This window comes from Flavitalea sp. (genome assembly GCF_035489435.1).
Lineage (GTDB): Bacteria > Bacteroidota > Bacteroidia > Chitinophagales > Chitinophagaceae > DATHKG01.
This window is the reverse complement of the sequence record NZ_DATHKG010000088.1, coordinates 36735-49501: the sequence shown is the minus strand read 5'-3', so window position 1 is coordinate 49501 and position 12767 is coordinate 36735. Positions and strand designations below refer to the sequence as shown.

Annotated in this window: 18 protein-coding genes; 2 read left to right on the top strand and 16 right to left on the bottom strand. The window is 39.7% G+C overall.

Annotation, left to right across the window (positions count from 1 at the left end):
* Positions 1–22: 22 nt before the first annotated feature.
* The 4 genes from VK664_RS13325 to VK664_RS13310 form a co-directional block, all read right to left on the bottom strand.
* The gene (locus VK664_RS13325; RefSeq protein WP_461399163.1) at positions 23–886 is read right to left on the bottom strand and encodes a sugar phosphate isomerase/epimerase family protein; all 864 of its coding nucleotides are present in this window, start codon (positions 884–886) and stop codon (positions 23–25) included.
* A 128-nt stretch (positions 887–1014) separates the two neighbouring features.
* Complete coding sequence (locus VK664_RS13320; RefSeq protein WP_461399162.1) at positions 1015–1518, bottom strand: hypothetical protein; 504 nt, start codon at positions 1516–1518, stop codon at positions 1015–1017.
* 23 nt (positions 1519–1541) lie between these two features.
* Complete coding sequence (locus VK664_RS13315; protein WP_461399161.1) at positions 1542–2177, bottom strand: hypothetical protein; 636 nt, start codon at positions 2175–2177, stop codon at positions 1542–1544.
* Entirely contained in the window at positions 2167–2649 is a 483-nt protein-coding gene (locus tag VK664_RS13310) for an RNA polymerase sigma factor (RefSeq protein ID WP_461399160.1), read from the bottom strand. Before VK664_RS13310 ends, VK664_RS13315 begins: the two co-directional genes overlap by 11 nt.
* 109 nt (positions 2650–2758) lie before the next feature.
* On the opposite strand from VK664_RS13310, the gene VK664_RS13305 reads away from it, so the two are divergent.
* Positions 2759–3118 (top strand): arsenate reductase family protein, encoded by a 360-nt coding sequence (locus VK664_RS13305; protein WP_461399159.1) that lies wholly within the window; start codon positions 2759–2761, stop codon positions 3116–3118.
* A 74-nt stretch (positions 3119–3192) separates the two neighbouring features.
* Positions 3193–5391 carry a B12-binding domain-containing radical SAM protein gene (locus VK664_RS13300; protein ID WP_461399158.1) on the top strand — a complete coding sequence of 733 codons (2199 nt, stop codon included), beginning with the start codon at positions 3193–3195 and terminating at the stop codon, positions 5389–5391.
* Between the two features lie 429 nt (positions 5392–5820).
* Here VK664_RS13300 and VK664_RS13295 read toward each other — a convergent pair whose 3' ends face one another.
* The 12 genes from VK664_RS13295 to VK664_RS13240 all read right to left on the bottom strand — a co-directional run bounded on the left by VK664_RS13295 (position 5821) and on the right by VK664_RS13240 (position 12713).
* On the bottom strand, positions 5821–6330 hold the full coding sequence (locus VK664_RS13295) for an OsmC family protein (RefSeq protein WP_461399157.1): 510 nt from the start codon (positions 6328–6330) through the stop codon (positions 5821–5823).
* An 80-nt stretch (positions 6331–6410) separates the two neighbouring features.
* Positions 6411–6806 carry a VOC family protein gene (locus VK664_RS13290; protein WP_461399156.1) on the bottom strand — a complete coding sequence of 132 codons (396 nt, stop codon included), beginning with the start codon at positions 6804–6806 and terminating at the stop codon, positions 6411–6413.
* Between the two features lie 30 nt (positions 6807–6836).
* Positions 6837–7154, bottom strand: a complete 318-nt coding sequence (locus VK664_RS13285; RefSeq protein ID WP_461399155.1) for a low molecular weight protein tyrosine phosphatase family protein — start codon at positions 7152–7154, stop codon at positions 6837–6839.
* Between the two features lie 36 nt (positions 7155–7190).
* Positions 7191–7616: a response regulator gene (locus VK664_RS13280; RefSeq protein ID WP_461399154.1), complete on the bottom strand. Its 426-nt coding sequence runs from the start codon at positions 7614–7616 to the stop codon at positions 7191–7193.
* 350 nt (positions 7617–7966) lie between these two features.
* The gene (locus VK664_RS13275; RefSeq protein WP_461399153.1) at positions 7967–8407 is read right to left on the bottom strand and encodes a VOC family protein; all 441 of its coding nucleotides are present in this window, start codon (positions 8405–8407) and stop codon (positions 7967–7969) included.
* A 176-nt stretch (positions 8408–8583) separates the two neighbouring features.
* The gene (locus tag VK664_RS13270) at positions 8584–8961 is read right to left on the bottom strand and encodes a hypothetical protein (RefSeq protein WP_461399152.1); all 378 of its coding nucleotides are present in this window, start codon (positions 8959–8961) and stop codon (positions 8584–8586) included.
* A gap of 10 nt (positions 8962–8971) precedes the next feature.
* Positions 8972–9727 (bottom strand): methyltransferase, encoded by a 756-nt coding sequence (locus VK664_RS13265; RefSeq protein WP_461399151.1) that lies wholly within the window; start codon positions 9725–9727, stop codon positions 8972–8974.
* A complete protein-coding gene (locus VK664_RS13260; RefSeq protein ID WP_461399150.1) occupies positions 9724–10464 on the bottom strand; it encodes a DUF2071 domain-containing protein in 741 nt (246 codons plus the stop codon). Before VK664_RS13260 ends, VK664_RS13265 begins: the two co-directional genes overlap by 4 nt.
* Positions 10465–10468: 4 nt before the next feature.
* Entirely contained in the window at positions 10469–10804 is a 336-nt protein-coding gene (locus VK664_RS13255) for a DoxX-like family protein (RefSeq protein ID WP_461399149.1), read from the bottom strand.
* A gap of 50 nt (positions 10805–10854) precedes the next feature.
* On the bottom strand, positions 10855–11361 hold the full coding sequence (locus VK664_RS13250; protein WP_461399148.1) for a hypothetical protein: 507 nt from the start codon (positions 11359–11361) through the stop codon (positions 10855–10857).
* Positions 11362–11502: 141 nt separating this feature from the next.
* Positions 11503–11853, bottom strand: coding sequence for a VOC family protein (locus tag VK664_RS13245; protein WP_461399147.1), 351 nt, complete (start codon positions 11851–11853; stop codon positions 11503–11505).
* A gap of 101 nt (positions 11854–11954) precedes the next feature.
* Positions 11955–12713: a DNA alkylation repair protein gene (locus tag VK664_RS13240; protein WP_461399146.1), complete on the bottom strand. Its 759-nt coding sequence runs from the start codon at positions 12711–12713 to the stop codon at positions 11955–11957.
* Between the last annotated feature and the right edge of the window lie 54 nt (positions 12714–12767).

The following is a 12767-nucleotide window of genomic DNA, read 5'->3' as shown; positions in this document are numbered from 1 at the left end:
ATATATTTGTTTGAAGTACTGGTTAAAGTACACTGGTTTTAAGATAGTTGATACTTTTTGAAATACTTTCCATTGGATCACCCGGGGTAACATCCTGTTCAACGAAGAAATACTTCATGCCACTTGTTTTAGCGGCTGCAAAGATTGGTTTCCAGTCAATACTTCCGTTTCCAACTTCTGTAAAAAACTTCTTCTCTGTTTTATCTATATCCTTGACATGCCACATTGCGTAGCGTCCCGGACTTGCTTTAAACAGGGTGATTGGATCATAACCTGCTTTAACTGCCCAATAAATATCAAGTTCAAATTGTACTAGCTTAGGATCAGTTTCTTTCAGAAGAATATCAATTCCTTTTTGCCCGTCTTTTTCTGCAAACTCAAAATCATGATTATGATAGGCTAGTTTACTACCACCAGCTTTTGCTATTTCACCGGCTTTGTTTAAAGCAGCTGCAATCTTTTTATAATTTTCTATGCTTCTGAATGGGTCCTCCAGATAAGGAACGACTATGTATTCCTGCCCCAGCGCTTTAGAATCCGCTACTGCCGGTTTCCAGTTTTCTTCCCAGCCATCTTTCAAAAATGTACCGCCGCCGAAAGTATGACCGCTTGGTGATGTAAGGCCGTTTTCTTTAAGAACTGCTTTCAATTCCTCTGGTGTAAGCCCGAACCATTTTCCCTTATTATATCCAAAAGTTTCCACTTGCTTATATCCGAGTTTTGCCACGGAAGCGAGAACAGCTTTGGGATCTTTCATTATAGTACTACGAAGTGTATATAACTGTAAACCGATATTCTTTTGCGACTGGAAGAATTCATCGTTGGGGAGAAAAAATGCTGCAGATAGTAATGACGACTGTTTTAAAAAATCCCTTCTTGTAGACATAGCAATCAGTATTTAGGTACTCAATGTACAAAAAATACATTTGCTGCAATCAAGACAAGCAATTATTAACGCTTACTGTTTATAAACCTATGGATCTTTATAAAAAGAGGTGTCAGAGCGTGTTTCGCTTAGGTTGCTGCAGCCGCGGCCCGGGATTTTTGAGTCTGAAAAATGAAGATGCCAATTAGTGTCATCAGCCGGTAGTCTGTGAGATTTCTATCGTGGATGCTGATATATGCCTGCTTGTTTGTAAAAGAGTGATCAGGACGAATCTCCATTACGGCGTTTCCATTTTCATCATACCAGGCCCAGGTATTTTTCCACCATTTTATTTTGCGGAAGATAAAAGATTTGCCATCGCTGCTGTTCCATTCAAGATTACCACCAAACGTTGGATGAATTTTTATTTTGGATAATGGTTTTCCTGAGTTGCTGAATTCAAGAAACGACTTCCAGAAACCGGTTTGCGTAATCTTCCATCTCTCATCCAGGAAGGTAGCCACTGCATCCAACCTTAACCGCCTCGTATATTCAATTTTTCCAACCTGAACTTTCCCTTCATAAAGACGAAGACCGCGTTTCAGCCAATGCGGTTTCACGAGGGTAAATTCCTGTGGTGATGTTTGCGTCATAAAGTAAATGTATACAGATTGCGTTATTCTTCAGACATCTCAGCAACAATCTGGCGGAGTTTGCGGATATGATTGCCGTATAATTTGTCCAGCAGCCATCTTTGTACAAAAAAAACGAGCACTGTTAAGGCCACAGTTACCAGGGTCCAGGCCAGAACTGCCTTCCAGGCCGGATTTTCAGCTGAAGAGAAAAAAATGCTATTCTTAGACAACTCGGGTAATTCCTTATAAAATATCCAACCGAAAAATGCAAGGCAGGCAGGAACAAGTGCGGCCCCAGCAAACAAGTATGACCTGACAAATTTTTCAAGGGTATTAACCTGCCGTTCCAGGTGAACCTTTACCTTACCTGAAACATGTTGCATTTCGTTCAAAAGTTTGTTCTTCTTATAATAATAGGCAACGAAGAGCAGGGCGATAACCAGGAGGAACCAGGCCACAGAGTGGAGATCCTGGTCAAATGCGGTAAAATAATGTGTTATAAGGGCAGTGTAACTTACAATAACGAATATCAGCTCCCATTGAAGGTTGCGTTTCATTTTGGCAATCGGGCCCTGCGATCTTTTTTTCAAAAGTGCAAGAATTTCCTGTTTGCCCTGCAGCTCACTGACCGGTTGATCCTGCCCCTGCCAGATATCTTTTAGTTGATCAAGATCCATATTCTACGGCTTTTGTGAGTTTTCTTAATTTGTCTTTGATACGGTTCATTTTAACCCTGAGATTATTTTGATTGATACCCAGAATATCTTCCATTTCATCGTAGCTCCTGTCTTCGAGGTAGAGCATTACGATGGCTTTTTCAATTTCAGTCAGTTGACTGATCGCAGCATAAAGCTGCTTCAATTTATCTTCCTTCTCCTGGTAGTTTTGTATATCATCAATTCCATCCGGTAGTCCGTCTGGTTCAGTGGTGATGATGTGGTGTTTTTTCTTACGCAGATCTGAAATGGCCGTGTTTAACGCAATCCGGTACATCCAGGTGCTGAACTTTGAGTCACCCCTGAAGCCAGGATATGCCCGCCAGAGCTGGATCACGATTTCCTGGAAAAGATCCTGGCGTTCGTGTTCCTGACGGCAATACAGATTACAAACCTTAAATAGCATTGGCCGGTGCTGATTTACCAAAGCCACAAATTCGTCCTGGTTTACCTGTTTTTGCAGAAGCTTGAAAATGATGTTCTAACTATAAGTATCGCTGCAAGATAAAATATTACATAGAATCCTCCTTATTTTGCAGATTATGCAGAAAATGTACCATCGGGGCAATTGTACCACCTGCCAGGCAATTATCGAAGAAACCGGGATCAATGACAAAAATGTGGTGATGCAGGACATTAAAACTGAACATATTAGCCTGGCTCAGCTTGATCAGATGAAAAAAATGGCTGGCAGTTATGAGGCATTGTTCAGCCGGCGTGCAATGCTGTACAAGGAAAGGGGACTGAAAGATAAAAAACTCGGCGAGAATGACTATCGCGACCTCATTCTTGAGCATTATACATTCCTGAAACGCCCGGTAACCATTCTCGGAAAGAATATTTTCATCGGGAATGAAAAGAAATCGGTTGCTGCCCTGAAAGCTGCGGTTGATAAGATATAAGCCAGGATCCGAATTGTTTCTTTATCAAATACTTTGCAGGATAATAGATAATTTTGCGGCTTAAACCGCCTGATTTGAGTGCGACTGTCTACCTGATTACTCCTCCTTTCACACAATTGAACACGCCATACCCGGCTACTGCATATCTGAAAGGTTTCCTGAACACAAAAAGCATCTCTTCAAGGCAATCTGATCTTGGAATTGAAGTGACGCTTGCTATATTTTGCCGTAAAGGGCTTGGAGCTATCTTCTCTAAGATAAAAGAACTGAATCAGAAATTCTCAGATAACGCCGAACGTATCATCGGACTTCAGGCCGAATATATCCAGACAATTGATCCTGTAATACTCTTTCTCCAGGGGAAAAATCCGACCCTTGCTCACCTGATATCAAAAAGAGATTTTTTACCCGAAGCTTCCCGTTTTTCGCAGCTTGATGATCTCGACTGGGCCTTTGGTTCGATGGGTATCCAGGACAAGGCAAAACATTTTGCCACCATGTATCTTGAAGACATTTCGGATCTCATTAAAGAATGCCTGGATGATCATTTTGGTTTTAGCCGCTATGCTGAAAAACTGGGCAGATCTGCGAATAGCTTTGACGATTTATATCATTCCTTAAACGATACACCAACATTTGTTGATGAGATAATGACGGGTATCTTACAGCAACGTATAACCGAAGTTATGCCGGCGCTTGTTGCGATATCGGTACCATTCCCCGGTAATTTATATGCGGCTTTACGTTGTGGGCAATGGATCAAAAAAAATCATCCTCATATTCGTGTGGCCATGGGCGGTGGATTTCCGAATACGGAACTACGTTCTCTCAGCGATGCCAGGGTTTTTGAATTTATAGATTTTATCACCCTTGACGATGGTGAAGCTCCGGTTGAAAATCTTATTGGCTATGTCCAGGGGCTAAAACCACTGGCTAGCCTGAAAAGAACTTTCATTTTAGTGGATGGAAACGTTGAATATATAAATAATCCCGGTTGCTCCGATTATAAACAGTCAGAAGTTGGCACTCCGGATTACAGTGATTTTTTCCTGGATAAGTACATTTCGGCAATTGAGGTGGTGAACCCGATGCATCGTTTATGGAGTGATGGACGTTGGAATAAATTGACGATGGCACATGGTTGCTACTGGGGCAAATGTACTTTCTGCGACATTTCACTTGACTATATAAAGTCATACGAACCGATGGCCGCAAAAATGCTCTGTGATCGCATGGAGACCATGATAGCACAAACTGGTGAAAACGGTTTTCATTTTGTTGATGAAGCGGCTCCCCCGGCATTGATGCGGGCCTTAGCTATCGAAATAATCCGGCGCAAACTTATTGTGAGCTGGTGGACCAACGTCCGTTTCGAAAAAAGTTTTACGCGGGATCTTTGTTTATTATTAAAGGCATCAGGATGTATAGCTGTTTCAGGTGGACTGGAAGTGGCTTCAGACCGTTTGCTGGAGCTGATTCAAAAAGGTATAACAGTAGCCCAGGTTGCACGTGTTACTAAACATTTAACTGAAGCCGGCATCATGGTACATGCTTATCTCATGTATGGCTTTCCTACACAAACCGCCCAGGAAACGATTGATTCACTTGAGATGGTACGACAGTTGTTCAAAGCCGGGATCCTCCAGTCCGCATTCTGGCACCAGTTTACAATGACAGCACATAGCCCTGTTGGAATGGAGCCTGAGAAATATAAGGTGAGTAAAGAATCGTTGCAGACCGGTAGCTTTGCCAACAATGATATTATGCATCTTGACCCTTCGGGAGCGGATCATGAACTATATAGTTTTGGTTTGAAGAAGTCGCTATTCAACTTCATGCACGGCATTCGTCTTGATGATCCCGTTCATAAATGGTTTGATTTTAAAGCGCCAAAAACCAGCATCGCACCGGACTTTATTGTCAATGCACTATTGGATGATGATATAACCACTTTTCGACCGAATGCAAAAGTGATCTGGTTGGGCAGGCTTACGCGAAGTGAATATTTTGTTCAGTCAAAAAAAGGCAACCAACGTGAAATGGTTACGCTGCATTTTGATACGCGTAAACAAACACATAATCTTCAGCTCCCGAAAGAACAGGGTGAATGGTTAAGCGAAACCTTATCGCAAATCTCCATCAACAATCCGAAGACTTATACTATGCTGGAACTAAGGGAAAGTTTTGAAGCGAAGGGCTTTGATGATTTCGAATTATTCTGGTTCAATAAACCGGTCAGCACCATGAGTAAGCTTGGGTTACTCAGGATATGATAATCATGCTTTTGACATAAATCAAATAATTGAACACTTTATGCTGAATTTCATTTGCTACTGATAGTAGCGAGGTGAAAAAAAAATGATGTGAAAATAAAAAAGGGGCGTCTTTTCAGAAGCCCCCGTCCATATATAACCGTCCGTGTTATTTTGAGATCCATTCGGCGTGATTCAACGTGGCTTTTGAGCCATGAGGGGTTTCCCGCTCATAGTTTCGTTTGTCGGCTTTTACCCAAAGTTGAGTGGTCCATCCTGAGGTATAGAACCAAACGAAAGATCAGATCAGGCGTTGAGCTTACATCAGGTGTTGACCTTTATTACAATTCTTTCGTTGCAGAGAGAAATAATAAAATTTCATCAACCTGTCATGATTAGTGGGGTTAAAGTGTGAAAGGATATATACAACGCACGAAACACAGGACGCCGCTATATAAAGCTTTTGTATTTAGTTTCCACTTTCACTCCATTCATCAATGTTTGGTATATCACACAATATCGCTCGGTTAATTTCTTAAGGCTTTCAAGTTGTTCTGAAGTAGCTTCCGACTCAAGGTTAAAGGTTAGTCTTATCGATTTGAAACCAACCGGCGCTTCTTTTGAAACTCCTAAAGTTCCCCGGAAGTCCAGGTCACCCTCTGCACTTATTGTTCCGCTTTTAATGTCAATACCGATAGCCGTTGACACTGCACTCAGGGTAACGCCGGCGCAGGCTACGAGGGCTTCAAGCAACAGGTCTCCTGAACAAGCCAACATACCCGTACCGCCAGTTGCAGGGTGGAGCCCCGCTTCAATCATTGCCCGGTTTGTTTGAATATTACAGGATATACCTTCACCAATTTTTCCTGTTGCTGTCAACGTGATTATAGCAGATTCGGGTTCAGATTTATATTTCTCTTTTAAAGGAGCCTGTAGGTTTTTGAGTTCAGTGGAGTCCATGATCAGGATTTAGATAGATTGAGAAATTGGATTTGGGTTTAGTTTATAGCGGTTTGATAACAGGCTGCTTTTAAAAAGCATCAAATTTTCATTTCAATTAACCAGCAGTGGCCAAATGGATCCCGGAACTCTGCCTGGCGATACCCATAGTCATAATCCTGTGGCGGCGTAATTTCTATAGCACCCGCCTTGATCGCCTGGTTTACCACTACATCAACATCCGGTACGAACAAGCCAATCTTTGTTGTTGTGCCATTCAGGTTTTGGGGACTCAACATCCGGTTATAGACTGTTTCCTCATGCAGATGGAATATCGCACCGTTAATTGCAAGTTCCGCAACATGAATAGTTCCATCTTCATTTGTGAAACGCCTTAGCTCGACCGCACCAAAAGCTTCAATATAAAAGTCAATATTTTTGACTCCGCTTTTTATGTAAAGCTGAGGTGCAAAAAAGGGTTTTTCGAGTATGTTCATATCTCATGTTTTTTATTGAGAATACTTATTTTATAAATATGGATCCACTGAGGTCCTGATCATTTCAACCAACTCTTCATCCATATATTGATATTCATCTGGTATATCAAGGACGATCATATTCTTGAACCTTGTCTCACCAGGATACTTTTCCATTAACCTTTGTTTGTGTCGCTTTTCCATGGTAAAGATAAGATCAGCCCAGATGATATGTTTTGCAGAAACTTTGATCACCGCCGATGGCTCGGTGCCGGCGGATTTAAACTGGTGTAGCATGTTGCCTTTGTAAATAGCCTCAGCGGTTGCACTTCGCCATTTATTCCTGCTGCAAATAAAAAGAATGTTCAATTGAAATTTTCGTGCTGATTTTTTTACCTGAGCTGCCTATTTGATATAATTAGGTGATACGCATTCCTGCCAGTATTCTACGATTATCCCAATTATGCGCTTGAGTTTTTCAAAACTATGTGGCTTCACAAAAAAACCCTGCACAGATTTGGAGTAAGCATCTACAACATGCTGCTGCTCGGCGCTGGTGCTGAAAAATAGGTAGGGTATACATTTGATTCTTAAATCTTCATTGGTATGTATCTTTTCTCTTAATTCGATACCTGTTAGTTTAGGCATGTTAATGTCTGACAATATGAGAAATGGCTCAATCTCTGTGTTGATAAGGTAATCCAGTGCCTTTTCACCTTCGGTAAAAAAGATGATCTTATTTTCGAAATTAAGCTCATTAAATATCTCGTCGAGAATCTCCTTATCATCAAGGTCATCTTCGATCACTATTATAGGGCCACTTTTGTTCATTTGAGAGTTGTCTGAAAGACGTTTGGCTCAATCTAGGCTTTATGATTTAATTAGCCCCCAAATTTATGATAGTTTTATTGATCTTTTAAATTCTTCAAATTCGTCAGCAGCTGTTTGATTTTGAGCGATAGACTGATGACAATTAAAATCATAATAAAAGCTGTTATGTTCTGTCCTCAGAACCTTTAGTTGTACCAACAGGGGCTCACTCAAATCCACGTGTTCTAAAAGGTATTCGCAATCAATTCATAAAACTTGTATCCTGAAATAAAATAGGGATCATACTATAAAGATACCAAATCCAAGGGTCTTGATTGGCGGCTCAGATCAGACTAACTTTTCGAAAATTGTTATTTTTTCTCATTGCAGTTAAACATCCATTGCACACCATACTTGTCTGTACAGCTGCCAAAATAGTCTCCCCAAAACATATCCGCAAGCTCCATACCAACCTTTCCCCCTTTGGCTAACTGATCGAACAAGCGTTTTGTTTCTACACGGGTGTCTGGCTGAAGATTGATATAAACGTTGTTTCCAAAATTCAGTTTAAATCCCATCGACTCAGGAGCATCTGTTCCCATTAGACTATGGCTGCCGAGTATTCTTAGTTCGACATGCATCACAAGGTTTTTGTCTCCCTCAGCCAATGGTGGATTTTCCGGTCCAGGAGGTATGTCGCTGAATCTCATGATTCCGTTGCCTAAAAATTCACCCCCGAAAACAGTTTTGTAAAAATTGAAGGCTTCTTCGGTGTTGCGGGAGAAATTAAGATAAGTACTTACGCTGGCCATGACTTTAAATTTTAGAAGTTTAATAATCTGGAATCGTTGAATGATTTTTGACGATTCAAAGATAACAGGGCAAATAATTCTTTATAGTGTGTGAAGAAGACAATTATAAGGGTTGATTGCGTCAAAAGTGTGGATTTAAGATTTCTTATGGGGTATACTATCTCAGACGCTAAAAATCAGGATATCCCCGATTGAGATGCTACAAAAAAGACACAACCAAAATAAGTCCACAGAAATATAAAAACGACATGTATAATTGATTCAAATCGTTTTCCTCTCCAGTGTGATGACGAATACACTATGAACTGGAAAATCAGCCTTATGGTCCAAAAGAGTCCAAGCCCCAAAGAGATCTTTTTACCAAAAGGTGTTGTTGTCAATTCGATGGCAGAAGTCAGGCACAATACACCAATTAGGAAAACAGTCAGAGCAATAAAAAACGTATGTACATACATCATTTCACGGTTAATATGGCTAACAGTATTTAGCTCTGTTTTCCATTTGAAATATCTTGGAAAAAGAAAATGGATAAGAGCCAGAAGCACAAGAAGCACGCCCGCAATTTTAATATGAAGTTGCATTTTTCTGAAGGATAAATGTTGTGATGAAAGGAGTTATTTTTATTTGCCTTGAAACATTAAGTCCTGCTTCATAAAATGTTCTCATCCATTTTGATTTCGAATGGAAGTGGAAAAAGCCAATATTGTATACGAGAAAGTTAGCAACATCCCGGAGGTGTTCGGTTATCATAATTTCGCCGTCATCGGATAATATTCTATGTAGTTCATTAAAAAACAATATTCTCTCGGCATCATCACGTATTTCATGGGCTGAAAAAATACAGAATATTTTTGCTGCAGAATTACTCTCTATCGTCAGGGCGCTGGTAGATACTGATTGCGTGCCCGGGTAAGGGGGGTATGCTCTTCTCGCCCGTTTTATTGATACCTCGGTGTGCCTGTCCGGATTGTAAAAATCAAAAACATATAAATCAGCAGCCGGAAACTTCTGTCGTATCAGGACGCTTGTTTCATCAAAACCCGCATTGATATTGACAATTTTTTGTTTTTTATGTTGATCTGAATTGTCTGTCCAGGAAAGACTGTATAAATGGGAAAAGTCGTAAATATAAGCGGACACAATCAAAGAAATAATAGTAGAAAATATCAAGAAAATGATTACGATCTTCAATCCAATAGCCAGTATGGGACTGACTTCGGGATAAATAAATATTATAGTAATGACCAGAATTATTGAGGTCAAAAAGTAATGCCAGTTGAAGCGAATTATATTAAGGACACCCTGAAATGGTTTTCTCATACCGATAATGATTCAACTTTTCCTTTTTTCCAGGTGTAAGGAATGTTTTTAACGATAAATGCGCATGCAAGCCTGAAGTCTTTTGAATCTAATTTCTCCGGAAAGGAAAAACTGTAATCAATAACCCGAACAGGTTCCGGCTTCCAATGTTTACGAACACCTTCTATAATCAATACTTTATTTGTCATTGGATTAAATGAAAATGTAAAGGGCAATGGACCGGCATATCTTCGCGCCTCCTTCCAGTCATAAAACGGCGTAGCATCTGGCATTTCAATGTTTTCTTTGCTTTTCGTTTCAATTACTACGTGGAAACCAGACTTGGCTGAACTGATTTCTAATGTATCATTTTTGTGTACCCTTGAGATATCTGTAGTTGTATATTGATAATTTGTAAAAAGGTTACCAAGAACTTCCATCTTTTTACTATTCGTTTCCGACTTTAAAATATAAAGTCCCCTTAGTTTTTTGCCTGCCTTATTTGTAAAGCGGACAAAGATGCGATATCCGATCAGAAAAAAGTCATTACCTAATTGTTTAGGAAAGCCTTTCGGCCTTAGGTCTTTTGTTTGCACCATTGCGATAGCAACAAAAGCCCAATGATCATTAAATGTATCTAATTCAAGGCAATGGGGGATGAGGTCTTGCAGGTGCTCCTTTGAAATCGCAAATGTAAATACCAACGAGCTTTCAAAAAAGGCTTCAACAGCAAAAGGATGGTTTCTTAAAATAGACAAAATGTTATTGATTTAGCACCGGTTTGCTATTGAGGTAAAACTCATTGTAATAAATCAAAAGTATAAAAAGAAAAGCGAAGAATCCATTATAGTAACCCCAAAGTAGCAGATGCGGAACAGCTATACATTCAATGACATTCATTGTGGCGATTATCACAATTTGGAGTATGGCATTCAGACGGCTTCTTATGTTGCTTAAGATCCAGATCGCCATGGCAATTTCAAGAAAGCCGATCAGTAGAGTTAATGAATTTGCATATTTAAGGCCAAGTAGGTTTCCGACAATTTCGCGATGTCGCGGAACCAGGTTAAGAACCTTGCAGAAAAGGCCGTTAATCATCCAAACTGCTGCAATTAATAGGTTAATCATCCTATGGATGCGAATGACAGTCATGAACCAATAGAATTCACCAGGTCCCTGACTTTTTCACGGTTTATATCATTTAATATATAATGTAGAAGAAAGACCAGGCCAATGGCTATGAGATTCACGGCAATTAACCTGTCACTCATATTGGTACCAATTGAAATGGACCAGGCTGATAAAGAGGCGTCCAGATATATTCGAAACTGGTCAGTAATGTTAAATCCAAACAATACTGATACTCCGGCAACATATTGAAATGCTATCCCTGGTCCCGAGATTACGAAAAGTTGGAGATACTGATTTATTAACGAGCATTTCAGTGAATTCGTTTCCTTCTTAAATATTGAAATCCCGCAATAAACCGAGAATAGAAACATTATAAATCCCAGACCTATTAAGACCAGGAGCGTTGAAGTGAATTCCTGTACCTGCAAAGTAAATACACTCAAATAATATACTCCTAGTATTCCCCCTATTAGTTGATAAATTCCCAACCAGTTAAATCCCTGTACATAATTAATTTTTTCCATACAATTGTAAATAACCCCAATTCAGAGAATATATGTGTGAGCAATGATTTTGGATCATCGCTCCGGCTTTCATAAAGATATACAGAGGAACTAAAATTCAAAAGTTTCCAGAAAATCGAAGGTTGGTCTGAACGCTGTAAATTATTGCACAAAATGCCAGCATACCCCTGCCAGATCTATAAGATTAACTTCTTTTCCATATGGCTGTTGTTGGGGTTTTGATATCCTGACACCAAACTTTTCCGGAAGCTGTTTTTCTATCATTGAATTATAAAACTCTTCTGCATCACTAACTTTTACTGTTAACATCAGGTTTTCGGCAAAATGTTTGTCATCGTATTTCTGCAGGATGAATATACATCCGTCTTTCCCAAACCCAACATAGTCACCCTGGTCCCAGGTTATGCTGAAGCCTATTTCCTGGAAGAGCTGACGAGCCTTATTGAAGTCGGCCCCTGAAGGAATAAATGGTGCAAGCGATAAAAAATTCATAAGGAATGATTTGAATTAATTGTTGAATTAAATTATACTGTCTCAAACTATGATCGCCGGTTTATATCAATAAAGTTTAGGTATGGGGAATAGACTCTCTATTAGATTACTGTCATATACATCTTTTTCACTTTATTATCAAGCTTTTCAATTGCATACCGAAGTGTTACTCTTGGCATCGTTTTCCCATACTTATCCAGGAAACCAAGCAGCCTGGCTTCATCTCTTTTACCTGCTTCACGAACCCAGCTTCCAACTGCTTTGTTAATAAGATCATGCTTATCATGAACCAAAATTTCCGCAATCTTAAAAGTGTCATCCAGATCATTTTGCCTGATGAAAAAATAAGTACTTACGATCGCTGTTCTTCTCTCCCAGACATTTTTAGATTTTGCCAGCTTGTAAAGCGGCGCACGTGATTTGTCAAACAGGTAACCACCCACAACGAAAGGAGCGCTACGGTCTACCATGTCCCAATTATTTATCCTATCGTGGTGTTTTATATAAAGCTGATAAAGTGCCTTCTTTTGTTCTTCACTAATCTTTTTATTCCTTGCCTCGAAGTCCATAATACTAACAGCTCCCACTCTTACTTCATAAAAATCATTGTTGAGCAATTTCTGAATCTCCTCAATTGGCATCTGCATGTGGTGCTTAGCCAGTAAAAATATGTCAGCCATACGAACGCCAAGAAATTTGTTGTCCGGGTTATCATCGCTGAAGAACTTCGAATTTTTTGAGGCTTTTTGTGAAGCAAGAAAAGTTAACTGCTCAACAAATTCTTCCGCTTTGTGCTTAGCTTTAATAGTTTTTTTTAAGGCACTGGTTTTAGCAGCATTGACTTTAGAGTTAGGCTTCATTTATTAAGATGATTGAACTTGCACAAAAAATTCTCTTTTCAGCTGCAGACTTAA